This window comes from Sanguibacter sp. TS_SC_8, from assembly GCF_055361235.1.
Window position 1 is genome coordinate 1961235 of the sequence record NZ_CM143955.1, and the last position, 25326, is coordinate 1986560.

Sequence of the window (25326 nt, forward strand, 5' to 3'; positions counted from 1 at the left end):
TCGTGGAGTGGCCGCCGAGCTCGTGAGCGAGGGCGTGATCACCGACGTGGACGGCGCTGGCTCACGAGTTCGGCGGCGCGCTCACGAGGTCGACGGGGCGCGCCGTCCGTGTCGGCGCTGTGCGGGCGTGCGAAGGAAAGTGGGAGTGCCGTCGGAGGTCCTTCCAGGAATAGTGTGCCAAGCACGGACCGAAAACTACCCGCGAACGTGGCACCTGGCTCGGTCGGTGGCCTGGACGGCGCCGGAGCGGGGATCGCGACGTCGACGGAGGAGGTGATCGCGGCGTCGACGGGCTGGGCCGGGCTGGGCTGAGCTGGGCTGGGCCGCGGGGTCGGCTAGAGGACGCGGGGGTCGATGCGGGCGGGCAGGCCGTCCTCGTCGTCTGCGGCGAGAACCGCCCCGTCGGCCAGGACCGCCCCGTCGCCGAGATCGAGTCCCGGGCTGACACCCGCGTCGAGGATCGGGTCGAGCAGGTCGGGGTCGTCGGACGCCGCGCCCGAGGTATCGTCGTCGGGCAGACCGGCGGCGAACTGGGTGCGGTAGAGGTCGGCGTAGAGCCCGCCCGCGGCGAGCAGCTCGGTGTGGGTGCCCTGCGCGACGACGCGACCGGCGTCGAGCACGACGATCCGGTCCGCCTCGCGGATGGTGGAGAGCCGGTGGGCGATGACCACCGACGTGCGGCCCTGCAGGGCCGTGTTGAGGGCGCGCTGGACCGCGGCCTCGGACTCGGAGTCCAGGTGCGCCGTCGCCTCGTCGAGGATGACGATCGCGGGGGCCTTGAGCAGCAACCGGGCGATGGCCAGGCGCTGACGCTCGCCGCCGGAGAGGCGATAGCCGCGGTCGCCCACGACCGTGTCGAGCCCGGAGGGCAGGGACGCGACGAGGTCCCAGATGTGCGCGCCGCGCAGCGCCGCCTCGAGGTCGGCGTCGGACGCCTCCGGGCGGGCGTAGCGCAGGTTGCCGGCGATCGAGTCATGGAACATGTGGGAGTCCTGAGGCACGGTGCCGATCGTGGACCGCACCGACTCCAGGGTCGCGTGGCGGATGTCCCGGCCGGCGATGGTGACGGTGCCGGCCGTCGGGTCGTACATCCGGGTGATGAGCTGGGAGAGGGTGGACTTGCCGGCTCCTGACGGGCCGACGATCGCGACCATCTCCCCGGGGGCGACGCGGAAGCTGACGTCGAGGATCGTGTCAGCGACCGGGTCGTTGCTGAGCACCGCGACCGACTCGAGGGAGGCGAGGGAGACCTCCGCCGCGGTGGGGTAGCGGAACGTCACGTCGGAGAGCTCAAGACCGGCCCCGTGGGCGGCGAGGTCGATGCGGAGGTCGGTCGCGTCGTCGGCGTCGACCACGCTGGGGGGGAGGTCCAGGACCTCGAGCACCCGCTCGAAGCTCACGAGCGCGGTCATGACGTCGACCTGCACGTTGGACAGCGCCGTGAGCGGCCCGTAGAGCCGGGCCAGGTACGCGGTGAGGGCCACCACGACACCGACCGTCAGGCCCCCGGAGATCGCCATCACCCCGCCGACGCCGTAGACGATCGCCACCGCGACGGCCGCCACCGTGGTCAGCGCGACCCGGAAGATGGTCGCGTACATCGCCTGCTTGACGCCGATGTCCCGGACCCGCGCGGCGGCACCTGAGTAGGTCGCGGACTCGTCCTCGGGCCGGCCGTAGGTCTTCGCGAGGTGCGCGCCGGCGACGTTGAACCGCTCGGTCATGATCTGGGCGGTGTCCGCGTTGATCGTGTAGCTCTCCCGGGTGATCGCGGCCAGGCGCGGCCCGACCCACCGGGCCGGGAAGACGAAGGCCGGGAGCAGCACCAGCGAGAGCAGCGTCAGCTGCCACGACATGGACAGCATCGCCGCCAGCACGAAGATCACGGTGAGGGAGTTGGAGAAGACGTTGGACAGCGTCGAGGTGAAGGCCTGCTGGGCGCCCAGGACGTCACCGTTGAGCCGTTGCACGAGCGCGCCGGTGCGGGTGCGCGAGAAGAAGGCGAGCGGCATCTGCTGGACGTGGTCGAAGACCGCGGTCCGCAGGTCGAAGATGAGGCCCTCCCCGATCCGCGAGGACAGCCACCGCTCGGCGAGCGCCAGGCCCCCGGTGACCAGCGCGAGCACCGCGACGAGCCCGGCGAGCCAGATGACGACGTCTCGGCGCCCGGCGGTGATCCCGTCGTCGATGATGGCCTTGAAGATGAGCGGGATCGCTGCGCCGATCAGTGCGTCGATGGCGATGAGCACGAGGAAGCCCGCGAGCAGGCGACGGTAGGGCCGCGCGAAGGAGAGCACCCGGCGGACCGTCCCCTGGGCGAGCACGTGCTCGGTCACCGTCCGCTCCTGACGGAACGACCGGAACCCGGGGCCCATGCCGCCGCCGCCTCCACCTGACATCGACACGGAGACCTCCTGGTGGACGGGCGGGACGGGTCCCCGGACGGGGACGCGGGCGGGTCTTCGCGGAAGGCACCGCGGCGACGTGCCACGGGGCCGAGGATGCCGGGACACGCTAGTTTGAGGTTAGCCGCTGGCACTGACCTCGGATGCACGTCCGGTGACCTAGGAGGAGAACGATGATCAGGATCGGTCTGACAGGTGGCATCGCCGCCGGCAAGTCTGTCGCAGCCGCTCGGTTCACCGAGCTGGGCGCGGTCGTGATCGACCACGACGTCCTCGCGCGCGAGGTCGTCGAACCGGGGACGGTGGGCCTGGACCGGGTGGTCGAGGCCTTCGGGGAGGAGGTGCTCGACGACGCCGGTGCGCTCGACCGCGAGGCGCTCGGCCACATCGTCTTCGGCAACCACGAGGCGCTCGCCCGCCTCAACGCGATCGTGCACCCCGAGATCACCCGTCTGGCCGCCGAGCGCGAGGCGGCAGCCGGGGCGGCCGACGCCGGGGCCGTCGTCGTGCACGACATCCCGCTGCTCGTGGAGACCGGGCAGGAGGACGCCTTCCACATCCTCGTGGTCGTGGACGCCCCGGCTGACCTGCGGATCCGCCGTCTCGTGGAGAACCGCGGGCTGACGCTGCCGCAGGCCCGGCAGCGGGTCGCGGTCCAGGCGACCGACGCGGTCCGCCGCGAGGCCGCAGACATCCTCCTGTCCGGGGCGGGCACAGAGGAGGCGCTGCGGGCCGGCGTCGACGCGCTGTGGGCGCGGCTGCAGGACGAGGTCAGCCAGGAGGCAGGCTGACCTGCACCCGTACCTGGGCACGCCCAGTGTCGGTGGCACGTCGTACGGTTGACCCATGCGCCCTGTGACTGATCTCCAGCGAACCGTCGCCCCCTTCGAGGTGATCTCCGACTACACCCCGTCGGGGGACCAGCCGACTGCGATCGCGGAGCTGACGCAACGCATCCAGGGTGGGGAGAAGGACGTCGTCCTGCTCGGGGCGACCGGCACCGGGAAGTCCGCCACGACCGCCTGGCTGATCGAGAAGCTGCAGCGGCCCACCCTCGTGATGGCGCCGAACAAGACCCTTGCAGCTCAGCTGGCGACGGAGTTCCGGGAGCTGCTGCCCAACAACGCCGTCGAGTACTTCGTCTCCTACTACGACTACTACCAGCCTGAGGCCTACATCGCCCAGACCGACACCTTCATCGAGAAGGACTCCTCGGTCAACGACGAGGTCGAGCGGCTGCGGCACTCGGCGACGAGCAACCTGCTCACCCGGCGCGACGTCATCGTCGTCGCGTCCGTCTCCTGCATCTACGGGCTCGGCACCCCGCAGGAGTACGTCGACCGGATGGTCCGCCTCGACGTCGGCGACCACGTCGAACGGGACGTGCTGCTGCGCAAGTTTGTCACCATGCAGTACACCCGCAACGACATCGCGTTCACCCGCGGGACCTTCCGGGTCCGCGGGGACACCGTCGAGATCATCCCCGTCTACGAGGAGCTCGCCATCCGGATCGAGTTCTTCGGCGACGAGATCGAAGCCATCCAGACGCTGCACCCGCTCACCGGGGACGTCGTGCACTCGGAGACGTCGATCCACCTCTTCCCGGCCACCCACTACGTGGCCGGTCCGGAGCGGATGGAGCGGGCGGTGGGGTCGATCGAGGCCGAGCTCGAGCAGCGGCTCGGGGAGCTCGAGCGGCAGAACAAGCTGCTCGAGGCGCAGCGCCTGCGGATGCGCACGACCTACGACATCGAGATGATGCGTCAGATCGGCTCGTGCTCGGGGATCGAGAACTACTCCCGCCACATCGACGGGCGCGACGCCGGCACCGCGCCGCACACCCTCCTGGACTACTTCCCCGAGGACTTCCTGCTCGTCATCGACGAGTCGCACGTGACGGTGCCGCAGATCGGCGCGATGTACGAGGGGGACATGTCCCGCAAGCGCAACCTCGTCGACCACGGGTTCCGGCTGCCTAGCGCGATGGACAACCGGCCGCTGCGCTGGGAGGAGTTCGTCGACCGGGTGGGCCAGACGGTGTACCTGTCCGCGACCCCGGGCAAGTACGAGCTGTCGATGTCCGACGGCTTCGTCGAGCAGATCATCCGCCCCACCGGTCTGGTCGACCCGGCCGTCATCATCAAGCCGACCACGGGGCAGATCGACGACCTGCTCGAGGAGATCCGGGTCCGGGCCGAGCGCAACGAGCGGGTGCTCGTCACGACCCTGACCAAGAAGATGGCGGAGGACCTCACCGACTACTTCCTCGACAAGGGGGTCCGGGTCCGGTACCTGCACTCCGAGGTCGACACGCTGCGCCGGGTGGAGCTGCTGCGCGAGCTCCGGCTCGGCGAGTACGACGTCCTCATCGGGATCAACCTGCTCCGCGAGGGGCTGGACCTGCCCGAGGTCTCCCTCGTCGCCATCCTCGATGCGGACAAGGAAGGGTTCCTGCGCTCGAGCACCTCCCTCATCCAGACGATCGGGCGGGCCGCCCGAAACGTCTCGGGCGAGGTGCACATGTACGCCGACAAGATCACGCCGTCGATGGCGATGGCGCTGGATGAGACGGACCGGCGCCGCGAGAAGCAGGTCGCCTACAACCTCGAGCACGGGATCGACCCGCAGCCGCTGCGCAAGAAGATCAGCGACGTGACCGACATGCTCGCCCGCGAGGACATCGACACGCAGGAACTGCTCAAGGGCGGGTTCCGCAACGCGGGGAAGGGCAAGGCCCCGGTCCCCGGCGGGCCCAAGGCCGGGGTCACCACGAACCGGCTGGCGGTCGCGGCCGCGGGCGACCTCGCGGGTCTCATCCAGGAGCTCAGCGACCAGATGCACGGTGCGGCCGCGGAGCTCCAGTTCGAGCTGGCGGCCCGGTTGCGTGACGAGATCTCCGGGTTGAAGAAGGAGCTCCGGCAGATGCAGGCAGCGACGTCGTGACGAGCGGGAGCGCCGCACGGACGCCCCCGGTCGGGGTGTTCGTCGGGCTGACGACCCTCGACGTCATCCACCGTTCCCGCCGGGCACCGGGGCCGGACGAAAAGATGACGGCCGACCGCCAGGACCTGGCCGCGGGCGGCCCGGCGGCCAACGCCGCGGTGGTCTTCGCCGCACTGGGCGGCATCCCGCGGCTGGTCACCGCCCTGGGCGACGGGGCCGCGGCCGCGATCGCGCGGGCCGACCTGGAGGCCCACGGCGTCGAGGTGATCGACCTGGCGCGGGGCACCACGACGGACCTGGGGGTCTCAGCGATCCGCGTCGATGCCCTCACCGGGTCCCGTTCGGTCCTGTCGATGGATGCCGGGGCGCACGACCTGCTCGCGCCCGAGAACCTCGGGCGCGTCTTCGCCGACTGTGAGGTCGCACTCTTTGACGGGCACCACCCGCGGGTGGCTCTCACGCTGGCCGAGGCCGCCCGTGCACGAGGCATCCCGGTCGTCATCGACGCCGGTCGATGGAAGCCGGTCCTGGGTGCGCTCGTCGACGCAGCGACCACCGTCATCGCCTCGGCCGACTTCCGGCTGGCGGACGGGCACCCACCGCGCCAGCACGGAGCCGGTTCCTCGACGTGCTGGGCGGTCACCCACGGTGCGGGGAACATCGACTGGTGGACGAGCGAGGCCGCGGGGGACGTAGCCGTGCCGGTCGTCGAGGCGGTCGACACCCTCGGTGCCGGCGACGCCTTCCACGGGGCCTTCGCCTACGCGAGCGTCCGGGGTCCTGAGTCTTTCGCCGACCAGCTCCGCAGCGCGGCCGACGTCGCCGCGCTGCGATGCTCCGTCGTCGGGCCTCGGGAGTGGTTGGCGCTGCTGGGCAGCTCCGCCACCTCGTCGACGCCCGCCACGTGAGGTCGCGACAGGCGAGGACGTCGCGACAGGCGAGGACGTCGCGACAGGAGTGGACACTGACGTGAGGACCATCTACGTCGTGACGCACCCGGAGGCCACGCACCATGTCGATCGGGTCGTCGGAGGCCAGCACGACTCCGACCTCACCGAGCGGGGGCGAGCCGATGCCGAGCGAGTCGCCGTCGAGCTGGCCGCCCGAGTCTCTGGCGGACCTGTGGAGGTCTTCTCCTCCGACCTGCTGCGGACCCGCCGCACCGCGCAGCCTGTCGCTGACCGCCTCCGCACCAGCGTCCACCTCGACCCCCGATTGCGGGAGAAGTCCTACGGGGACGCGGGGGGTAGGCCGCAAGCATGGCTGGACGCCCGCTTCATCCCGCCGCCCGCGACCGGTGAGCGGATGCGTCACGACGAGGGAATCCCCGGGGCCGAGACGAAGTGGGACCTGGCGGTGCGCGTCTACGCCGCCATGGCCGACGTCCTGTCGTCCCCATCGAGCCATCAGGTGGTGGTGACCCACGGCATGGCAGCGACATTCCTCCTCGCGGCGTGGATCGGGATGCCGTTGGAGGCGGCCGGACGAGTCGCCTTCCGTCTCACGTCCGGCGGCATCACGACGCTGGAGGAGGACGACGTCTTTCACAACCGCGCCGTCAGGGAGCTGAACTTCGTCGAGCACCTCACCCGGTAGCCCGTGTCTGAGCGAGTCCTGCGCACGCGGCCGACGGCTCGTCCCGCCGGCCGACCTGCTCTCCGCGCCCCCGGCCGCTCAGACCGGAGATCCGCCTAGCGAGCCCAGGGACCGAAGACGACCGTCCACTCGGTGATCGCACGGTCGGCGACGAGACCGTTCACGGCGAAGGGATCGGCGTCGAGGATCGCCGCGACCTTGGCGGCCGAGTCGGCCTCGATGATGAGCAGCGCCCCCTGCATGTCGCCGTCGGCGACCGGTCCCGAGGCCAGCAGCACGCCGGCGGCGTGCAGCCCGCCGAGGAACCCGCGGTGGGCGGGGCGGTGGGTGTCCCGCTCGGTCGAGCGGGCGTCATAGACGTAGGTCACGGCGTAGGTGGTCATGGCGACATTCAAGCACGTGGCTCAGACCGCCGGCACGGTGTGTCACCGCCGTCACCAGCCTCGGGCGCGCCAGCTGTCCAGGTGCGGACGCTCGGCGCCGAGCGTGGTGTCGTCGCCGTGCCCCGGGTACACCCAGGTGCTGTCCGGCAGCCGGTCGAAGACCCGGGAGGTCACGTCGGCGAAGAGCTGGTCGAACCGTGCCGGGTCGTGCTCGGTGCTGCCGAGCCCGCCGGGGAAGAGGGAGTCCCCGGTGAACAGGTGGGCACGACCGGCCACCGCGCCGGGCGCGCTCACCTCCGGGGGCTCGGTGAGCAGCAGCGCGACCGACCCGGGGGTGTGCCCGCGCAGCGCCACCACCTCGAGAGTGATGGTCCCCACGGAGATCGCCGCGCCGTCGCGCAGCAGGTGGCGGGTGGGGACCGGGATCGCCGGGGCATCCTCCACGCCGGCGGCGGTGTGGGCACCGGTCACCGCGACCATGTCCTCGAGCGCACCGTGGTGGTCGCGGTGGCGGTGGGTGGTGACGATGAGGTCGAGCCGGGCGGACCCCGAGCCTTCCCGGACCACCTCGAGCAGCCGGTCGGAGTCGGCTGCGGCGTCGATGAGGACCTGGTGCCCGCCCCGACGGCACGTGAGCAGGTAGGCGTTGTTGCCCATCGACCCGACCTGGACCTTGCGGATGTCGACCTCGTCGAGGCGGCGCAGCGCCGTGGGGCCGCCCGCGACGACGTGGCCGTCGTAGTCCCCGGACCCGGCTGGGGCGTGCTGCTCGGAGGTCATGCTCCCACCTCGCTCGGGACCTGCTCCTGCTCCTGCGCCGCGGCGACGGCCGCGGCGACCTCGGTCGTGGCGGCGACCGCGGCGACGGCCCGGTCGAGGCTGTGCACCGCGCGGACGAGGCCGAGGTGGGAGAAGGCCTGGGGGAAGTTCCCGGTCATCCGCATCGCCTCGGCGTCATACTGCTCCGCCATGAGACCCAGTTCGTTCGCGGAGGCGACCAGCCGCTCGAGCATCGCGGCGGCAGCGTCGACGTCACCGGACCGGGCCAGGGCGTCGACCATCCAGAAGGAGCAGACGAGGAACGGGGACTCCTCCCCGGCGAGCCCGTCCGCGGTGAGCTCGGTCTCGTACCGCCGGGTGAACCCGGCCTCGTCCATGAGCGTGGCGCGGACGGCGGCGAGGGTGCCCAGGAACCGCGGGTCCGTGGCGTCGAGGAACCCGACCTGCGCCATCTGCAGCAGCGACGCGTCGGTGTGCCCGGCGCCGTAGTACTGGACGAACGATCCCAGCTCCTCGTCCCACCCGCGGGCCATCACCTGGGCGTGGATCTCGGCGCGCACCTGCTTCCAGGCGTCGACGGGCCCGGGCAGCCCGTGGACCTCGACGGCGCGGACGGCCCGGTCGATCGCGACCCAGCTCATGACGCGGGAGTGGACGAAGTCCCGTTCCGGTCCGCGCACCTCCCAGATGCCGCGGTCGGGGCGGTCCCAGTGGGAGACGAGCGCCTCGACGAGGAGCGTCTGCACCGCCCAGGAGTCCGTCGAGTCCTTCAGGCCGGCGTCGCGCGCCATGTCGAGAGCGAGCATGACCTCGCCCAGCACGTCGTTCTGCACCTGGCCGACGGCGGCGTTGCCGATCCGCACGGGCCGTGACCCGTGGTATCCGGGCAAGTGGTCCAGCTCGCGCTCGGGGAGGTCCCGGCGCCCGTCGATCCCGTACATGATCTGGAGGTCTTCCGGGTCGCCGGCGACCGCCCGCAGCAGCCAGTCGCGCCACTGCGTGGTCTCCTCCTGGTAGCCGGACTCGAGGAGCGCCTCGAGGGTCATGGCCGCGTCGCGGAGCCAGCAGAAGCGGTAGTCCCAGTTGCGCACCCCGCCGAAGTCCTCGGGGAGGGAGGTGGTGGCAGCCGCGACGATGCCGCCCGTCTTGACGCTCGTGAGCAGCCGGAGGACGAGCAGCGACCGGATGAGGGCCTCGCGGTACGGCCCCCGGTAGTCGGACCGTCGTGCCCAGTCGTGCCACAGGCTGGTGGTCGTGGCGATCTGCTCGGCCACCGGCAGCGGAGGTGGGGTGGGCGCCCAGGACGGGGTCCACGTCGAGGAGAAGGTGAGGACCTCGCCGGCGCTCGCCTCGAAGAGGTCCCGGTGACGATGGTCGGCGCCGCGGGGCAGCCGCGACCCGCGGAGCAGGATCGCGTCCGGTCCTGAGACCGCGTGGATCGCGTGGCGACCGGTCGCGTGGTCGTCCTCGATCCGGTGCACCCACGGCTCGTAGGCGCCGTAGCCGAAGCGCACCACCCACTCGTGCTCGACCGTCACCGTGCCCTCGAGCACGGTGATCTCCCGGACCAGGTCGGCGCGCCCGTCGCGGGCCGGCATCGCGTCGACGACGCGGGCGCGTCCGGTCGCGGAGGTGTACGTCGTCTCGAGGACGAAGGAGTCACCGCGGTACCGCCGGGTCACGGTGTGCGCGTCGGGCACGGTGAGCAGCCAGCGGCCGTGCTCGGGCGTCCCGAGCAGGGCCGCGAAGCAGGCGGGGGAGTCGAAGTCGGGCAGGCAGAGCCAGTCCACCGAACCGCGGCGGCTGACCAGCGCGCAGGAGTGGCCGTCTCCGAGGACGGCGTACTCGGCGATCGGGGTGGCGCGGGAGTCGTCGTGTGGGGGCATCCCTTGAGTCTCGCCGAGAGTCGCCGTCCGGGCACGTCGAGGACCAGGGAATCGAACAGGTGTACGTATCGCTGCTTCTGGCCTACCATGGTCAGGTGAGTGACCGCCTCGTCGTCCAAGGTGCCCGTGAGCACAACCTCCGCAACGTCGATCTTGACCTTCCTCGGGACAAGCTCATCGTCTTCACCGGCCTGTCCGGCTCCGGAAAGTCGTCCCTGGCCTTCGACACGATCTTCGCCGAGGGCCAGCGCCGCTACGTCGAGTCGCTGTCTGCCTACGCGCGCCAGTTCCTCGGCCAGATGGACAAGCCCGACGTCGACTTCATCGAAGGCCTCTCCCCGGCCGTCTCGATCGACCAGAAGTCCACGAACCGCAACCCGCGGTCCACGGTCGGCACCATCACCGAGGTCTACGACTACCTCCGCCTGCTCTTCGCCCGCGCCGGCACGCAGTACTGCCCCGTCTGCGGGGAGCGGGTCACCGCGCAGACCCCGCAGCAGATCGTCGACCGCCTCCTCGAGCTGCCCGAGGGCACCCGGTACCAGGTGCTGGCCCCCGTGGTGCGCGGCCGCAAGGGCGAGTACGCGGACCTCTTCAAAGAGCTCCAGGCCAAGGGCTTCGCCCGCGCCCGGGTCGACGGCGAGGTGGTCCAGCTGACCGATCCGCCCACCCTGGAGAAGAAGCTCAAGCACACGATCGAGGTCGTCATCGACCGCCTGGTGGCCCGCGACGGCGTCCAGCGGCGCCTGACCGACTCCGTCGAGACGGCGCTCGGCCTCGCCGGCGGCCTCGTCGTCATCGAGCTCGTCGACGCCGAGGCCTCCGACCCGCAGCGCGAACGCCGGTTCTCCGAGCACCGCGCCTGCCCCAACGACCACGTGCTCACCCTCGACGAGATCGAGCCCCGTACGTTCTCCTTCAACGCGCCCTACGGTGCGTGCCCGGAGTGCACCGGCATCGGCGTGCGCCTCGAGGTCGACCCGGACCTCGTCGTCCCCGACGAGGAGCGCTCGCTCGCCGAGGGCGCCGTGGCGCCGTGGGCGCAGATCTCCTCGGAGTACTTCGTCCGGGTGCTCTCCGCCCTCGCCTCCGACCTCGGCTTCTCGATGGACACCCCGTGGCGCGCGCTCCCCGAGCGCGCCCGCCACGCGGTCCTCTTCGGCGAGGACCACGAGGTCCAGGTCAAGTACCGCAACCGGTGGGGACGCGAGCGGCAGTACTCGACCGGCTTCGAAGGGGTGATGACCTTCCTCGAGCGTCGCCACGCCGAGACGGAGTCCGACTGGTCGAAGGAGAAGTACGAGGCCTACATGCGTGAGGTCCCGTGCCCGGTGTGCCAGGGGACGCGGCTCAAGCCCGAGGTCCTCGCGGTGCGCATCAGCGGCAAGTCCATCGCCGAGGTGTGCGAGCTGCCGCTGCGCGAGTGCCGCGACTTCCTCAACGACCTCGACCTCGGCGCGCGCGAGCGCGCCATCGCCGTGCAGGTGCTCAAGGAGATCCAGGACCGCCTGGGCTTCCTGCTCGACGTCGGGCTGGACTACCTCTCCCTCATGCGACCGGCCGGCACACTGTCCGGTGGTGAGGCGCAACGCATCCGGCTGGCCACGCAGATCGGCTCCGGCCTGGTCGGGGTGCTCTACGTGCTCGACGAGCCGAGCATCGGCCTGCACCAGCGCGACAACCACCGGCTCATCGGGACCCTCACCCGGCTGCGCGACCTCGGCAACACGCTGATCGTCGTCGAGCACGACGAGGACACGATCCGGGCAGCCGACTGGATCGTCGACATCGGACCCGGTGCGGGGGAGCACGGGGGCCACGTCGTGCACTCCGGCGACTACGCCGGGCTGCTCGAGGCGAAGGACTCCGTCACCGGCGCGTACCTGGCCGGCCGACGCTCGATCCCCATGCCCTCCGAGCGGCGCGCGATCGACCGCACCCGCCAGCTCACCGTGGTCGGGGCCCGCGAGCACAACCTCACCGGGATCGACGTGTCCTTCCCGCTGGGCGTGCTCACAGCGGTCACCGGGGTGTCCGGGTCGGGCAAGTCCACCCTGGTCAACACGATCCTCTACACCGTGCTGGCCAACGAGCTCAACGGCGCCCGTCAGGTTGCCGGACGGCACAAGCGGGTGACCGGGCTCGAGCACCTCGACAAGGTCGTCCACGTCGACCAGGGGCCGATCGGACGGACGCCGCGGTCCAACCCCGCGACCTACACCGGGGTCTGGGACCACGTGCGCAAGCTCTTCGCCGAGACGACCGAGGCCAAGGTCCGTGGCTACCTGCCCGGCCGGTTCTCCTTCAACGTCAAGGGCGGGCGCTGCGAGTCCTGCTCGGGCGACGGCACGATCAAGATCGAGATGAACTTCCTCCCGGACGTCTACGTGCCGTGCGAGGTGTGCCACGGGGCGCGGTACAACCGCGAGACGCTCGAGGTGCACTTCAAGGGCAAGACCGTCGCCGACGTGCTCGACATGCCGATCGAGGAGGCGTCGGAGTTCTTCGCCGCCGTCCCCGCGATCTCCCGGCACCTCAAGACCCTGGTCGACGTCGGCCTCGGCTACGTCCGCCTGGGCCAGCCCGCCCCGACGCTGTCCGGCGGCGAGGCGCAACGGGTCAAGCTCGCGAGCGAGCTGCAGAAGCGATCGACCGGGCGCACCATCTACGTGCTCGACGAACCGACGACCGGCCTGCACTTCGAGGACATCCGCAAGCTGCTCGCGGTGCTGCAGACGCTCGTCGACAAGGGCAACACCGTCCTGGTCATCGAGCACAACCTCGACGTCGTCAAGAACGCCGACTGGGTCATCGACATGGGCCCCGAGGGTGGGTCCGGCGGCGGCCTGGTGGTCGCCGAGGGCACCCCCGAGCACATCGCGACCGTGGCGGCGAGCCACACCGGTGTGTTCCTCGCCCCGGTGCTCGCCGCGCACACCCCGATCGCTGTGGCCAAGCCCCGCAAGATCACCGCGACGGCGTCGAAGGCCGCACCGAAGAAGGCCGCGAGCCGGTCCCGGGCCAAGCTGAGAGAGTGACGGGGCGCCCCGTCTAGGAGGTGCGAGCGCCCGCGACCGCGGGCCGCACCGCCGGGACGATGCGGACCGGGAAGTTCACCGACCGGGTGATGAAGCAGTGCGCGTGCGCCCGCTCGTGCAGCCCCGCGACCAGCGCGTCGCGCCCGGGCGCGTCGTCGCCGTCGATGACCACATGGGGCCGCAGCTCGATCTCGGTGAACTGACCGGCTCCGGCGGACTCCACCCGCATGGTGCCCACCGCGGTGTCGGTGTAGGACCGGACCACGACCCCCGCGGCCGCGGCCATGTGCAGAAACCACAGCAGGTGGCACTGGGCGAGGCTCGCGACGAAGAGCTCCTCGGGGTTGTGACGTGTGGGATCACCCCGGAATGCGGGGTCGGCGGTCCCGAGGATGTCCGGCTTGCCCTCGATGACGACGAGGTGGTCACGGGAATAGCTCGTGTAGCTGGCGGTCCCTTCGGTGCCCGCTCCGGTCCAGGTGATGTCGGTCGTGTACGAGTGGAATGCGCCCATGCCCACACGGTAGCCGCAACCCCGAGAATGTGACACCGATCACGTCCGGCGAGTCGGCACCGGGACGAGCGGGTGCGGGCGGGAGACCGGCGCGGGAGTGTCAGATGCCTGAACTAGGCTCGACGCATGGCCGATCCCACAACGTACCGACCCGCTCCGGGGGAGATCCCGACCACCCCGGGGGTCTACCGCTTCCGGGACGAGCACGGCCGGGTCATCTACGTGGGCAAGGCGAAGAACCTGCGCGCCCGCCTGGCCAACTACTTCCAGGACGTGGCCTCCCTGCACCCGCGTACCCAGTCGATGGTGACGACCGCCTGCTCGGTGGAGTGGACCATGGTGGGCACCGAGGTCGAGGCGCTCGCCCTCGAGTACTCGTGGATCAAGGAGTTCGACCCCCGCTTCAACGTCAAGTACCGCGACGACAAGTCCTACCCCTACCTCGCGGTGACCATGGGCGAGTCGGTCCCGCGGGCGCAGGTGATGCGCGGCGCCAAGCGCCCCGGCACCCGGTACTTCGGCCCGTTCGCGCACGCCTGGGCGATCCGGGAGACCCTCGACCTGCTGCTGCGGGTGTTCCCGATCCGCACCTGCTCGGCCGGGGTGTACCGCCGGGCCCAGCAGTCCGGGCGGCCCTGCCTGCTCGGCTACATCGACAAGTGCTCGGCGCCGTGCGTCGACCGGGTGAGCAAAGACGAGCACCGGGCCCTCGCGGAGGACTTCTGCGCCTTCATGGCCGGCGACACGGCCACGTTCGTCCGCCGCCTCACCGACGAGATGACCGTCGCCGCCCAGACCATGGAGTACGAGCAGGCCGCCCGGCTGCGCGACGACATCCAGGCGCTCCAGCGCGCCATGGAGAAGAACGCCGTAGTGCTCGACGACGGCACCGACGCGGACGTCTTCGCCCTCGTCGGCGACGAGCTCGAGGCCGCAGTCCAGGTGTTCCACGTCCGCGGCGGACGGATCCGCGGGCAGCGCGGGTGGGTCGTGGAGAAGGTCGAGGACGTCACGGACGCGGACCTCGTCGAGCACCTGCTCCAGCAGGTCTACGGAACCGCCGACGAGAGCGCCGGGGGAGACGCCGCGGCCGCGCGGGACAGCGGCCTCGTGCCGCGCGAGGTGCTCGTCCCGGTGCTGCCCACCGACACCGAGGAGATGGCCGTGTGGCTCTCAGGCCTGCGCGGGGCCAAGGTCGACGTGCGGGTGCCCCAGCGCGGGGACAAGCGTGAGCTCGCCGAGACGGTGCGCAAGAACGCCGAGCACGCCCTCGCGCTGCACCGCACCCGACGGGCCGGCGACCTCACGACCCGCAGCCTGGCCCTGCGTGAGCTCCAGGAGGCGCTCGGACTGGACAGCGCGCCGCTGCGGATCGAGTGCTACGACATCTCCACCACCCAGGGCACCTACCAGGCCGCCTCGATGGTGGTCTTCGAGGACGGTCTGGCGCGCAAGAGCGAGTACCGGACCTTCCACATCCGCGGGCCCGAGGGGGACGGCGCCCGGGACGACACAGCTGCGATGTACGAGGTCATCACCCGGCGGTTCAAGCGGTACCTCACGGACCGCTCGGCTTCGGGCGAGCTCGAGCTCGAGTCGGTCGCCGAGCCCCGGTCCGGGGAGGTCGGCCCGGAGGTGGGGGAGGGCGCCGGTGCCCAGCGCCGCCGCTTCGCCTACCCTCCCAACCTCGTGGTGGTCGACGGCGGCCCGCCGCAGGTCGCCGCGGCCGCGCGGGCGCTGGCCGACCTGGGCATCGACGACGTCGCCCTGTGCGGCCTGGCCAAGCGCCTCGAGGAGGTGTGGATCCCGCAGGAGGAGTACCCCGTCATCCTGCAGCGCTCCTCCGAGGGGCTCTACCTGCTGCAACGGGTCCGCGACGAGGCCCACCGGTTCGCCATCAACGCCCACCGGTCCAAGCGGGGCAAGGGCATGACCGTCTCCGTGCTCGACGACGTCCCGGGTCTCGGCCCGGCGCGCAAGGGCGCGCTGCTGCGCCACTTCGGGTCGCTCAAGCGGCTGCGCGCCGCCTCGGTCGAGGAGATCGTCACGGTCCCCGGGATGGGGCAGCGGACCGCGGAGGCGGTCGTGGCGGCCCTGCGACCGGTCGGCCCCGGAGCGGCCGACGAACCGGGCGGGGACCAGGCGCCCGAGCCAGCCGGTGACGCGGGCCAGGTCACGTCCGTGGCACCCTGACCCCACGATGACTGGCATGCTTGGCCCATGAGTGACGAGGCAGCTCCCATGACCGTTCCCCAAGGGATCCCCGCAGTCGAAGCAGTGACCCACACCCCTGAAGCCCCCACCAGCGAGGTGCTCATCATCACCGGCATGTCCGGAGCCGGGCGCTCCCGGGCCGCGATGGTGCTCGAGGACCTCGACTGGTACGTGGTCGACAACCTGCCGCCCAAGATGCTCGTCCCGCTCGTCGACATGATGACCCGCGCCGGGTCGTCGATCACCCGGGTCGGCGCCGTCGTCGACGTCCGTGGGCGTGAGTTCTTCAACGACCTCACCGAGGTGCTCACCCGGTTCCGCAAGCGCGGGATCCACTACCGGATCCTCTTCCTCGACGCCACCGACGAGGTGCTCGTGCGCCGGTTCGAGCAGGTCCGCCGCCCGCACCCGCTCCAGGGCGACCGCCGGATCCTCGACGGCATCGAGGTCGAGCGCCAGCTGCTGAGCGCCATGCGGTCCCGCGCCGACGTGCTCATCGACACCTCCGAGCTCAACGTCCACGACCTCGCCCGCGAGGTGCGCAAGTCCGTCGCCGAGGCGAGCCACGAGAACCTGCGGATCAACATCGTCTCCTTCGGGTTCAAGTACGGGATCCCGCTCGACGCGGACCACGTCGTGGACATGCGCTTCCTCTCCAACCCGTACTGGATCACCGAGCTGCGCCACCTCACCGGCCGGGACGCCCCGGTGCGCGACTTCGTGCTGGGCCGGCCCGGGGCGACCGAGTTCATCGAGCGCTACGTCGCCGCCCTCGAGCCCGTGCTCAGCGGCTACCTCAACGAGGAGAAGCGGTTCGTCACCATCGCGATCGGGTGCACCGGCGGCAAGCACCGCTCGGTCGCGGTGAGCGAGGCGATCGCCCAGCGGCTGCGTGACCTCGGCCACCCGGTTGCCGTCACCGCCCGGGACCTCGGGAAGGAATGAGCGTGCGGTCCTCCGAGCACCCCTCCGTCGTCGCGCTCGGCGGCGGGCACGGGCTCTCGGCGAGCCTGTCCGCGCTGCGTCTGATGTCCGGCACGCTCGCCGCCGTCGTCACCGTGGCCGACGACGGCGGGTCCTCCGGGAGACTGCGGTCCGAGCTGGGCGTCCTCCCTCCGGGGGACCTGCGGATGGCCCTCGCCGCGCTGTGCGACGACTCCGAGTGGGGTCGCACCTGGCGAGACGTGCTCCAGTACCGGTTCGCCTCTGAGGGGCCCCTCGACCAGCACGCGGTCGGGAACCTCCTCATCGTCGCGCTGTGGGAGCAGCTCGGGGACTGCGTGGAGGGCCTCGACCTCGTGGGCAAGCTCCTCGGTGCCCGCGGTCGGGTGCTGCCGATGTCCTCCGTGCCGCTCTCGATCGAGGCCGACCTCGTCGTGGCGGGTGAGGTCCGCACGATCGTGGGACAGTCCGCGGTCGGGGCGACCGCGGGCCGCGTCGAGCGGATCCGGCTCATCCCCGCAGACCCACCGGCCCACCCCGACGCCGTGGCTGCCGTCATGGAGGCCGACTGGATCGTCCTGGGGCCGGGGTCGTGGTTCTCCTCGGTCATGCCCCACCTGCTCGTCCCCGAGCTGGCCGAGGCTCTGCACACCACCCGCGGGCGGCGCTGCCTGACCCTCAACCTCTCGACCGACACGAACGAGACGCACGGCATGACCGTCGTCGAGCACATCCGTGCCCTCTACGATCACGCCCCGGACCTGCGCATCGACGCCGTCCTGGCGGACCCCTCCGCCGTCGAGGACCCCGACCTGCTCATCGCCGAGGTCGAGCGGATGGGTGCACGGCTCATCATGCGCCAGGTGCGCCGCGGGGACGGGACCGCTCGGCACGACCCGTTGCGGCTCGCGGCCGCCTACCGGGACGTCTTCGACAACTTCCTCGGGGACGTCGGGACTCTCACCACCTGACCCCTGACCCCTGACCCCTGACCCAGGGGCCCGGGACCCAGGTGCCTCCGTGGGGGGAGGTGATCGGCGACCAGGAACGATGGCAGGATTGCCCCATGGCGCTCACGGCTCAGGTGAAAGACGAACTCGCCCGACTTCCCCTCGACAAGACCTCGTGCCGCAAGGCCGAGGTCTCGGCGATGCTGCGGTTCGCCGGGGGCCTGCACATCGTCTCCGGCCGGATCGTCATCGAGGCGGAGCTGGACACGGCGATCGCCGCACGACGGCTGCGCCAGGCGATCTCGGAGGTCTACGGGCACACGAGCGAGATCATCGTCGTCTCGGCCGGCGGCATCCGTCGGGGCAGCAGGTATGTCATCCGGGTGGCCAAGGACGGTGAGTCGCTGGCCCGACAGACCGGCCTGCTGGACAGCCGCGGCCACCCCGTGCGCGGGCTGCCGCCCCAGGTCGTCTCGGCCGGGATCAGCGAGGCGGAGGCAGCCTGGCGCGGCGCGTTCCTCGCGCACGGCTCGCTGACCGAACCGGGCCGGTCCTCGGCCCTGGAGGTCACCTGCCCCGGGCCGGAGGCCGCGCTCGCCCTCGTGGGGGCGGCCCGCCGGCTGGGGATCACCGCCAAGGCCCGCGAGGTGCGCGGCGTCGACCGGGTGGTCATCCGCGACGGCGAGGCGATCGGCCTGCTGCTCACCCGGCTGGGCGCGCTCGAGACCGTCAAGGTCTGGGAGGAGCGGCGCCAGCGCCGTGAGGTCCGCGGGACCGCGAACCGGCTCGCGAACTTCGACGACGCCAACCTGCGCCGCTCGGCCCGCGCCGCGGTGGCCGCCGGCGCCCGCGTCGAGCGGGCCTTCGAGATCCTCGGGGTCGACCTCCCCGAGCACCTCCGCCAGGCCGGTGAGCTGCGCCTGGCGCACAAGCAGGCCTCCCTCGAGGAGCTGGGTCAGCTGGCCGACCCGCCGCTGACCAAGGACGCCGTCGCCGGTCGGATCCGGCGGCTGCTGGCGACCGCGGACAAGCGTGCCGAGGAGCTGGGGATCCCGGACACCGAGGCAGGGCTCAGCCCTGACCTGCTCGACCTCTAGCCCGACCTCTAGCCCGACCGCCACCAGCACCGCGGCTGCCGCGGTGCACATCGGGCGCTCCAGAGACCAGGGCGTCTCACAGGGACGATGGTCCTCACGAAAACCGGCTCAGGGGTATAGGGTCAAGTGGTTGAGTTCACACGGCGCCACGCACACCGCATGGCGACGCGGAGGCTCAGCACACTCACCAACGTACGCTGACGTACGTGACGTTCGTCAACAACCGTGCGTCGGTTCGTCCGGCGCGCCCCGAGGAGGGCACAGTGACCATCCGCGTCGGAATCAACGGCTTCGGTCGTATTGGACGTAACTTCTTCCGCGCAATTCTTGCGTCTGGTGCAGACATCGAGATCGTCGGTGTCAATGACCTCACAGACAACAAGACCCTTGCACACCTGCTCAAGTACGACTCTGTGCTGGGTCGTCTCGCAGCTGACGTGACCTACGACGAAGACTCCATCACCGTCAACGGCCAGAAGATCAAGGCACTTGCCGAGCGCAACCCGGCAGACCTGCCCTGGGGCGCCCTGGGCGCCGACATCGTCATCGAGTCGACCGGCTTCTTCACCGACGCCACGAAGGCGAAGGCCCACATCGAGGCCGGCGCCAAGAAGGTCATCATCTCCGCTCCGGCGAAGAACGAGGACGGCACCTTCGTCATCGGCGTCAACGAGGGCGACTACGACCCCGCGACGATGCACATCATCTCCAACGCGTCGTGCACCACGAACTGCCTCGCCCCGATGGCCAAGGTCCTCGACGAGGCCTTCGGCATCGAGCGTGGCCTCATGACCACGATCCACGCGTACACCGGTGACCAGAACCTGCAGGACGGTCCGCACTCCGACCTCCGCCGCGCCCGCGCAGCAGCGATCAACATCGTCCCGACCTCGACCGGTGCGGCCAAGGCCGTGGCGCTCGTCCTCCCGCAGCTCAAGGGCAAGCTCGACGGCTACGCGCTCCGCGTCCCCGTGCCCACCGGCTCCGCCACGGACCTCACCTTCACGGCTGCCAAGCCGGTCACGGTCGAGTCCGTCAACGCTGCGATCAAGGCAGCGGCCGAGGGCCCCCTCAAGGGCATCCTCGTCTACACCGAAGACCCGATCGTCTCCTCCGACATCGTGACGGACCCGGCCTCGAGCATCTTCGACGCCGGCCTCACCAAGGTCATCGGCGACCAGGTCAAGGTCGTCTCCTGGTACGACAACGAGTGGGGCTACTCCAACCGTCTCGTGGACCTCACCGTCCTCGTCGGCGAGAAGCTCTGATCCTCGCGCAGCGATGATCTTTCGGGTGAGAGCCCGTAGTTGATGACGCGTCCGCGTGAGTGATGAGCCGACAGGCAGTCGTCACTCACGCGGACGTTCGCATGTCCGCCCCCTGAGCTTGGAGTATTCATGAAGACCATCAAGGACCTCGGCGACCTGCGCGGCAAGCGCGTGCTCGTCCGCTCTGACTTCAACGTGCCGCTCGACGGCACGACCATCACCGACGACGGCCGCATCCGCGCCGCCCTCCCCACCCTCACGTCCCTGGTCGACGCCGGCGCGAAGGTCATCGTGACCGCGCACCTGGGCCGTCCCAAGGGCGCACCCGAGGACAAGTACTCCCTCGCCCCCGTGGCCGCACGGCTCGCCGAGCTGCTCGGCGCCCCGGTGACGCTGGCCAAGGACACCGTCGGGGAGTCCGCCAAGGCGACCGTGGCCGCCCTCGGTGAGGGCGAGGTCGCCCTGCTCGAGAACATCCGCTTCGACCCGCGGGAGACCTCCAAGGTCGCCGAGGAGCGCGCCAGCCTGGCCGCCGACCTCGCCGAGCTCGCCGACGCCTACGTCTCCGACGGCTTCGGCGTCGTGCACCGCAAGCAGGCCTCGGTCTACGACATCGCGCTCACGCTCCCCTCTGCGGTGGGCTCGCTCGTCCTCAAGGAGGTCTCCTCCCTCAAGAAGGCGACCGAGGACCCGGCACGCCCCTACGTCGTCGTGCTCGGTGGCTCGAAGGTCTCCGACAAGCTCGGCGTCATCGCGAACCTCATCACCAAGGCTGACCGCCTGCTCATCGGTGGCGGGATGGTCTTCACCTTCCTCGCGGCCAAGGGCTTCCCGGTCGGCAACTCCCTCCTCGAGGCCGACCAGATCGAGACCGTCAAGGGCTACCTGGCCGACGCCGAGAAGGCCGGCGTGGAGATCGTCCTGCCGACCGACATCATCGTGGCGAGCGAGTTCAAGGCGGACTCGCCCGCCGAGGTCGTCCCCGCAGACGCCATCCCGGACGGGAAGATCGGCCTGGACATCGGCCCCGACTCCCAGAAGCTCTTCGCCTCGAAGATCGTCGACGCCAAGACCGTCGTCTGGAACGGCCCGGCCGGCGTCTTCGAGTTCGAGGCGTTCTCCGGCGGCACCCGCGCCGTCGCGCAGGCCCTCGTCGACGCGACCGCCAACGGCGGGTTCTCGATCGTCGGCGGCGGCGACTCGGCCGCGGCCGTGCGCATCCTCGGCTTCGACGAGGCCGGCTTCAGCCACATCTCCACCGGCGGAGGCGCCAGCCTGGAGTTCCTCGAGGGCAAGTCGCTGCCCGGCATCGCCGTCCTCGACTCCTGACGCACGCCCACCCCTGACCCGACGTAGAAGGTAGACACCATGACTAGCTCCCGTACCCCGCTCATCGCGGGCAACTGGAAGATGAACAAGGACCACACCGAGGCGATCCAGCTCGCGCAGAAGCTCGCCTGGACCCTCAAGGACGCCAAGCACGACTTCTCGGCCGTCGAGGTCACCGTGCTCGTCCCGTTCACGGACCTGCGCAGCGTGCAGACCCTCGTCGACGCCGACCAGCTCGAGCTCAGCTACGGCGCCCAGGACGTGTCACAGCACGTCTCCGGCGCGTACACCGGCGAGATCTCCCCGGTGTTCCTGGCCAAGCTCGGCGTCAAGTACGTCGCGGTCGGTCACTCCGAGCGTCGCCAGTACCACAATGAGGACGACGCGCTCGTCAACGCCAAGTCCAAGGCGGCCCTCGCGCACGGCATCATCCCGATCATCTGCGTCGGCGAGGCCCTCGACATCCGCAAGGCCGGGGACCAGGTCTCCTACGCCCTCGCCCAGGTCGACGGCGCCCTCGCCGGCCTCTCGGCCGAGGACGCGGCCAAGGTCGTCATCGCCTACGAGCCCGTCTGGGCCATCGGCACCGGCGAGGTCGCCACCCCGCAGGACGCGCAGGAGGTCGCCGGAGCCATCCGCGTCCGCCTCGCCGAGCTGTACTCGGCCGACGTCGCCGACGCCGTCCGCGTGCTCTACGGCGGTTCGGTCAAGTCCTCCTCGATCGCCGAGCTCATGAAGGAGCAGGACGTCGACGGAGCCCTCGTCGGGGGCGCCAGCCTCGACCCCGAGGAGTTCGCGAAGATCGCCGGCTACCAGGCCTGACACCCGCTCCGGCGGCGTCGACGACGCCGCCGGAGCACCGGGGGCACCGAGTCCGAACGGCTCGGTGCGCCTGGTGCGGCAGGCAGGTCCGCGTGGCTTATCCTTGACCGGACGCCGGGAGTGTTGTGCATCACGGTCTGCCCGGCAGGCCACTCATCGATGTAGGAGAAAGAACGAGTCTGTGGACATCTTGCGTATCGCCTTGAACGTCATCCTCGTCCTGACGAGCGCCTTCCTGATCCTGCTCATCCTGCTGCACAAGGGCAAGGGTGGGGGACTGTCGGACATGTTCGGTGGTGGGACCTCGAGCGGTGTCGGCAGCTCCGGCGTCGCCGAGCGCAACCTCAACCGCATCACCATCGGGTTCGCCCTCGTGTGGTTCGTGTCCGTCGTGCTGCTGGGTCTCATCCAAAAGGTCTCTCCCGCGCTCGGGTGATTCTTCTCTTCGGCAGCGGGAGCTTCTGTGGCTGGTGGTAGTGCGATCCGCGGATCGCGAGTAGGCGCTGGACCGATGGGCGAGGCCGAGCGTGGGAACGTCGCGCCTCGGTTCTTCGTGTCGTACTACTGCGCGAACTCGCATGTGACCCGTCCGAGCTTCTCCATCGAGTCCGGCGCGACGGCTCCCGAGCTCTGGGACTGCACCAGCTGCGGCTGCCCGGCAGGGCAGGACCAGGAGAACCCGCCGAGCGCGCACCACAACGTGCCGTACAAGACGCACCTCGCCTATGTGAAGGAACGTCGCAGCGAGGAGGACGGCGAGGCGCTTCTCGCCGAGGCCCTCGCGACGCTGCGGGCACGCCGCGGTCGCTGACCGCGGCGCCCTGATCCACGGAGCGCACCCTGAAGGCCGGTCGACAGCTGTCGACCGGCCTTCTGCACGACGTGGGTCAGGTCGCCGCGCTCAGGCGACCGTGTTCACGTCACTGCCTCCGGGGTGGCCCGCTCGAGCAGCGTCCGCGCCCACCCGGTGTCCACACCCGTGGGCGGGAGATCGACGAAGAACGCACCCTGCCACCGCTGGGTGCGCTGCGCCTGAGGGTTCGTGGTCGCCGACCACGGTGGGTACACGCGGAAACCGCGCCGTCCGGCTGAGGCACCACCCGCGGGAACGTCACCTGCGAGGATGCCCTGCGCGAGCAGCGCGCCGCGGGGGAACAGGAACGCACCGGCCTGGTCGCCCTCCACCGTGGTGACGATGACCAGGTCGGTCGAGCCCGCGTTGTCGAACGGTTCGGTCGACCCGCCCGGCGCCCGGCGCCAGTGCGCGACGAACAGCCCGACCTTCGTCGGCGTCACCCGTGCGGTGCGGGCCCGTACGGACAGCCCGAAGGCCTCGAAGGTCGCGGCACCGTAGCCGGCGTTGTCGGCCTCGGCGGTGATGGACGGGGCCGTGAGCCCGAGCGGCGCGAGGAGGCGGTGCACGACGAGGGCGAGGCCGTCGTCGTGCACCACCTGCTCAGACCCCGTGATGGTGCGCCGTCACCGGCTGGCCGCGGCCGAGTCCAGCAGCCAGAGGGTGAGCCGCGCGCCGACCGCGCCTGCGACGGGAGCCGTGGCCCGGTCCGCGCCGGCCAGGCCCGCCGAGACGGCGTCGGCCTTCTCGGCGCCGGCCGCGATGATCCACACCTCGCTCGAGGCCTGGATGGTCTCGAAGGTGAGGGAGACCCGCTCGGGCGGCGGCTTGGGTGAGCTGCGCACCCCGACCGTGGACCGACCCGTCACGGCGCCGCCCGGGTGGCCGGGGAACAACGACGCGACATGCGCGTCGGGGCCCATGCCGAGCAGGGTGACGTCGAAGACCGGCGCAGAGGCCCCCTTGGGGGCGAAGCGGGCCAGCTCGGCCGCGTACCGCTCGGCCGCCCGGTCGACGTCGTGCTCGCCGTCCGCGGCGGGCATCGGGTGCACGTTGGCGGCGGGCAGCACGTCGAGGTGGTCGATGAGCGCGGCGCGGGCCTGGGTCTCGTTGCGGTCGGCGTCGCCCGCCGGCAGGTAGCGCTCGTCCCCCCACCACAGGTGCACGCCGGTCCAGTCGACCGCGTGGCGCACGGCGGAGCGGGCCACGGCGGCGAGGGTCGCGATCCCGACGGTGCCGCCGGTCAGCACGACGTGCACGGGGGAGCGGACCGACTGCAGGTCGACGATCCGGGTGAGCAGCCGCGCGGCGGCGGCCTCGGCGAGGATCTCGGCGTCGGGGTGCACGACGACGAGGCGCTGGCCGGTCATGCGGACGCGTCCACGCGGGCCAGGCCCTTGGACAGGACCTCCCCGTAGACCTCGTCGGGGTCGAGCCGGCGCAGCTCCTCGGAGAGGCACTCGCGGAGCTCGCGGACCGGCAGGGCGATGCGGTGGGCCGGCTGGCCGGGCTGGGACAAGGTCGCGATCCGTCCGTCCGGGCGTTCCAGGACGATCTCCCCGGACTTGCGGCGCAGCACCACCTTGGTGATCGCGTTCCCGGCGCCGTTGCGCACGATGGAGACCTTGCACCGGAGCTTGTGCGCGATCCACGCGGCGAGCAGGTCCACCGACGGGTGGGCCTCGTCGCCCTCGATCACGGCCTCGGTGACGGACTCGTACGGGGCCTGGTCGAGGGTCGCGGCGAGCAGCCCGCGCCACACCGTCACCCGGGTCCAGGCGAGGTCGATGTCCCCGGGCTGGTGGGTGCCGCGCAGGGTCTTGAGCGCCTCGAACGGGTCGGTGCAGCGCATCGAGTCGGTGATCCGGATCTTGGCCATCTGGCCGATGAGGTCCGTCGACGGGCTCGCCGGGAACTCGCTCGGCCACCACGCCACGATCGGGGCGTCCGGCAGCAGCAGCGCCATGACGAGGGTGTCGGGGTGCTCGGCCAGCACGGGCGAGGGGCGCAGGATGATCACCTCGGAGGCTCCGGCGTCCCCGCCGACGCGGATCTCGGCGTCGAGGCGGTTGGTCTCGGACTGCGTCGCCGGGGCGATGACCAGGATGCGGCAGGGGTGCTCACGGCTGGCGTCGTTGGCGGCGTCGACGGACTCCTCGACCGTCGACTCGTCGGCGACGATGACAAGGGTGAGGACGCGGCCGAGGGCGACGGCGCCACCTTCCTCGCGGATCTTGATGAGACGCTTCGCCACGGCGCCGGCCGTGGTCTCAGGCATGGTGATGATCACGTGTGGTCGTCCCTCT

General features: G+C 71.0%; 22 protein-coding genes. 14 read left to right on the top strand and 8 right to left on the bottom strand.

The annotated features are described in order from the left end of the window. Positions 1 to 335: 335 nt before the first annotated feature. On the bottom strand, positions 336 to 2399 hold the full coding sequence (locus ACWA15_RS08900; RefSeq protein WP_464059464.1) for an ABC transporter ATP-binding protein: 2064 nt from the start codon (positions 2397 to 2399) through the stop codon (positions 336 to 338). A 179-nt stretch (positions 2400 to 2578) separates the two neighbouring features. Here ACWA15_RS08900 and coaE point away from each other — a divergent pair, with 179 nt between their 5' ends. The 4 genes from coaE to ACWA15_RS08920 all read left to right on the top strand — a co-directional run bounded on the left by coaE (position 2579) and on the right by ACWA15_RS08920 (position 6944). Beyond that, positions 2579 to 3196: a dephospho-CoA kinase gene (gene coaE, locus ACWA15_RS08905; RefSeq protein ID WP_464059266.1), complete on the top strand. Its 618-nt coding sequence runs from the start codon at positions 2579 to 2581 to the stop codon at positions 3194 to 3196. 55 nt (positions 3197 to 3251) lie between these two features. Continuing rightward, positions 3252 to 5348, top strand: a complete 2097-nt coding sequence (gene uvrB / locus ACWA15_RS08910) for an excinuclease ABC subunit UvrB (RefSeq protein ID WP_464059267.1) — start codon at positions 3252 to 3254, stop codon at positions 5346 to 5348. Beyond that, on the top strand, positions 5345 to 6256 hold the full coding sequence (locus ACWA15_RS08915; RefSeq protein ID WP_464059268.1) for a PfkB family carbohydrate kinase: 912 nt from the start codon (positions 5345 to 5347) through the stop codon (positions 6254 to 6256). Before uvrB ends, ACWA15_RS08915 begins: the two co-directional genes overlap by 4 nt. 61 nt (positions 6257 to 6317) lie before the next feature. Further along, positions 6318 to 6944, top strand: a complete 627-nt coding sequence (locus ACWA15_RS08920; RefSeq protein ID WP_464059269.1) for a histidine phosphatase family protein — start codon at positions 6318 to 6320, stop codon at positions 6942 to 6944. Between the two features lie 95 nt (positions 6945 to 7039). On the opposite strand, the gene ACWA15_RS08925 is transcribed toward ACWA15_RS08920, so the two are convergent. From ACWA15_RS08925 to ACWA15_RS08935, 3 genes are read right to left on the bottom strand one after another with little or no spacing between them, the layout of a single operon-like run. Then, positions 7040 to 7327: a YciI family protein gene (locus ACWA15_RS08925; RefSeq protein ID WP_464059271.1), complete on the bottom strand. Its 288-nt coding sequence runs from the start codon at positions 7325 to 7327 to the stop codon at positions 7040 to 7042. 51 nt (positions 7328 to 7378) lie between these two features. After that, positions 7379 to 8107, bottom strand: coding sequence for an MBL fold metallo-hydrolase (locus ACWA15_RS08930; RefSeq protein WP_464059272.1), 729 nt, complete (start codon positions 8105 to 8107; stop codon positions 7379 to 7381). After that, positions 8104 to 9993, bottom strand: a complete 1890-nt coding sequence (locus tag ACWA15_RS08935) for a glycoside hydrolase family 15 protein (protein ID WP_464059274.1) — start codon at positions 9991 to 9993, stop codon at positions 8104 to 8106. Before ACWA15_RS08935 ends, ACWA15_RS08930 begins: the two co-directional genes overlap by 4 nt. Before the next feature lie 95 nt (positions 9994 to 10088). On the opposite strand from ACWA15_RS08935, the gene uvrA reads away from it, so the two are divergent. After that, entirely contained in the window at positions 10089 to 13031 is a 2943-nt protein-coding gene (uvrA, locus tag ACWA15_RS08940; protein WP_464059275.1) for an excinuclease ABC subunit UvrA, read from the top strand. A gap of 13 nt (positions 13032 to 13044) precedes the next feature. Here the strand turns inward: uvrA and ACWA15_RS08945 are convergent, their stop codons facing one another. Then, positions 13045 to 13545 carry an OsmC family protein gene (locus ACWA15_RS08945; RefSeq protein WP_464059276.1) on the bottom strand — a complete coding sequence of 167 codons (501 nt, stop codon included), beginning with the start codon at positions 13543 to 13545 and terminating at the stop codon, positions 13045 to 13047. Between the two features lie 126 nt (positions 13546 to 13671). On the opposite strand from ACWA15_RS08945, the gene uvrC reads away from it, so the two are divergent. From uvrC to ACWA15_RS08990, 9 genes are all read left to right on the top strand, one after another. Beyond that, positions 13672 to 15738 carry an excinuclease ABC subunit UvrC gene (gene uvrC, locus ACWA15_RS08950; protein WP_464059277.1) on the top strand — a complete coding sequence of 689 codons (2067 nt, stop codon included), beginning with the start codon at positions 13672 to 13674 and terminating at the stop codon, positions 15736 to 15738. Positions 15739 to 15765: 27 nt separating this feature from the next. Next, entirely contained in the window at positions 15766 to 16704 is a 939-nt protein-coding gene (rapZ, locus tag ACWA15_RS08955; RefSeq protein ID WP_464059279.1) for an RNase adapter RapZ, read from the top strand. Continuing rightward, on the top strand, positions 16701 to 17672 hold the full coding sequence (locus ACWA15_RS08960) for a gluconeogenesis factor YvcK family protein (RefSeq protein ID WP_464059280.1): 972 nt from the start codon (positions 16701 to 16703) through the stop codon (positions 17670 to 17672). Before rapZ ends, ACWA15_RS08960 begins: the two co-directional genes overlap by 4 nt. 95 nt (positions 17673 to 17767) lie before the next feature. Continuing rightward, positions 17768 to 18748 carry a DNA-binding protein WhiA gene (whiA, locus tag ACWA15_RS08965; RefSeq protein WP_464059281.1) on the top strand — a complete coding sequence of 327 codons (981 nt, stop codon included), beginning with the start codon at positions 17768 to 17770 and terminating at the stop codon, positions 18746 to 18748. Between the two features lie 263 nt (positions 18749 to 19011). Continuing rightward, the gene (gene gap / locus ACWA15_RS08970; RefSeq protein ID WP_464059466.1) at positions 19012 to 20016 is read left to right on the top strand and encodes a type I glyceraldehyde-3-phosphate dehydrogenase; all 1005 of its coding nucleotides are present in this window, start codon (positions 19012 to 19014) and stop codon (positions 20014 to 20016) included. A gap of 129 nt (positions 20017 to 20145) precedes the next feature. Beyond that, the gene (locus ACWA15_RS08975; protein ID WP_464059282.1) at positions 20146 to 21345 is read left to right on the top strand and encodes a phosphoglycerate kinase; all 1200 of its coding nucleotides are present in this window, start codon (positions 20146 to 20148) and stop codon (positions 21343 to 21345) included. 39 nt (positions 21346 to 21384) lie between these two features. Then, positions 21385 to 22167 carry a triose-phosphate isomerase gene (tpiA, locus tag ACWA15_RS08980; protein WP_464059284.1) on the top strand — a complete coding sequence of 261 codons (783 nt, stop codon included), beginning with the start codon at positions 21385 to 21387 and terminating at the stop codon, positions 22165 to 22167. A 181-nt stretch (positions 22168 to 22348) separates the two neighbouring features. Beyond that, a complete protein-coding gene (secG, locus tag ACWA15_RS08985; protein WP_464059285.1) occupies positions 22349 to 22603 on the top strand; it encodes a preprotein translocase subunit SecG in 255 nt (84 codons plus the stop codon). 27 nt (positions 22604 to 22630) lie between these two features. Further along, on the top strand, positions 22631 to 22978 hold the full coding sequence (locus ACWA15_RS08990; RefSeq protein ID WP_464059287.1) for an RNA polymerase-binding protein RbpA: 348 nt from the start codon (positions 22631 to 22633) through the stop codon (positions 22976 to 22978). 104 nt (positions 22979 to 23082) lie between these two features. Here ACWA15_RS08990 and ACWA15_RS08995 read toward each other — a convergent pair whose 3' ends face one another. The 3 genes from ACWA15_RS08995 to ACWA15_RS09005 are packed head-to-tail and all read right to left on the bottom strand — an operon-like array spanning position 23083 to position 25310. Beyond that, positions 23083 to 23616: a MepB family protein gene (locus ACWA15_RS08995; RefSeq protein WP_464059288.1), complete on the bottom strand. Its 534-nt coding sequence runs from the start codon at positions 23614 to 23616 to the stop codon at positions 23083 to 23085. Between the two features lie 30 nt (positions 23617 to 23646). After that, a complete protein-coding gene (gene pgl, locus ACWA15_RS09000; protein WP_464059290.1) occupies positions 23647 to 24390 on the bottom strand; it encodes a 6-phosphogluconolactonase in 744 nt (247 codons plus the stop codon). Further along, complete coding sequence (locus ACWA15_RS09005; RefSeq protein ID WP_464059291.1) at positions 24387 to 25310, bottom strand: glucose-6-phosphate dehydrogenase assembly protein OpcA; 924 nt, start codon at positions 25308 to 25310, stop codon at positions 24387 to 24389. Before ACWA15_RS09005 ends, pgl begins: the two co-directional genes overlap by 4 nt. Between the last annotated feature and the right edge of the window lie 16 nt (positions 25311 to 25326).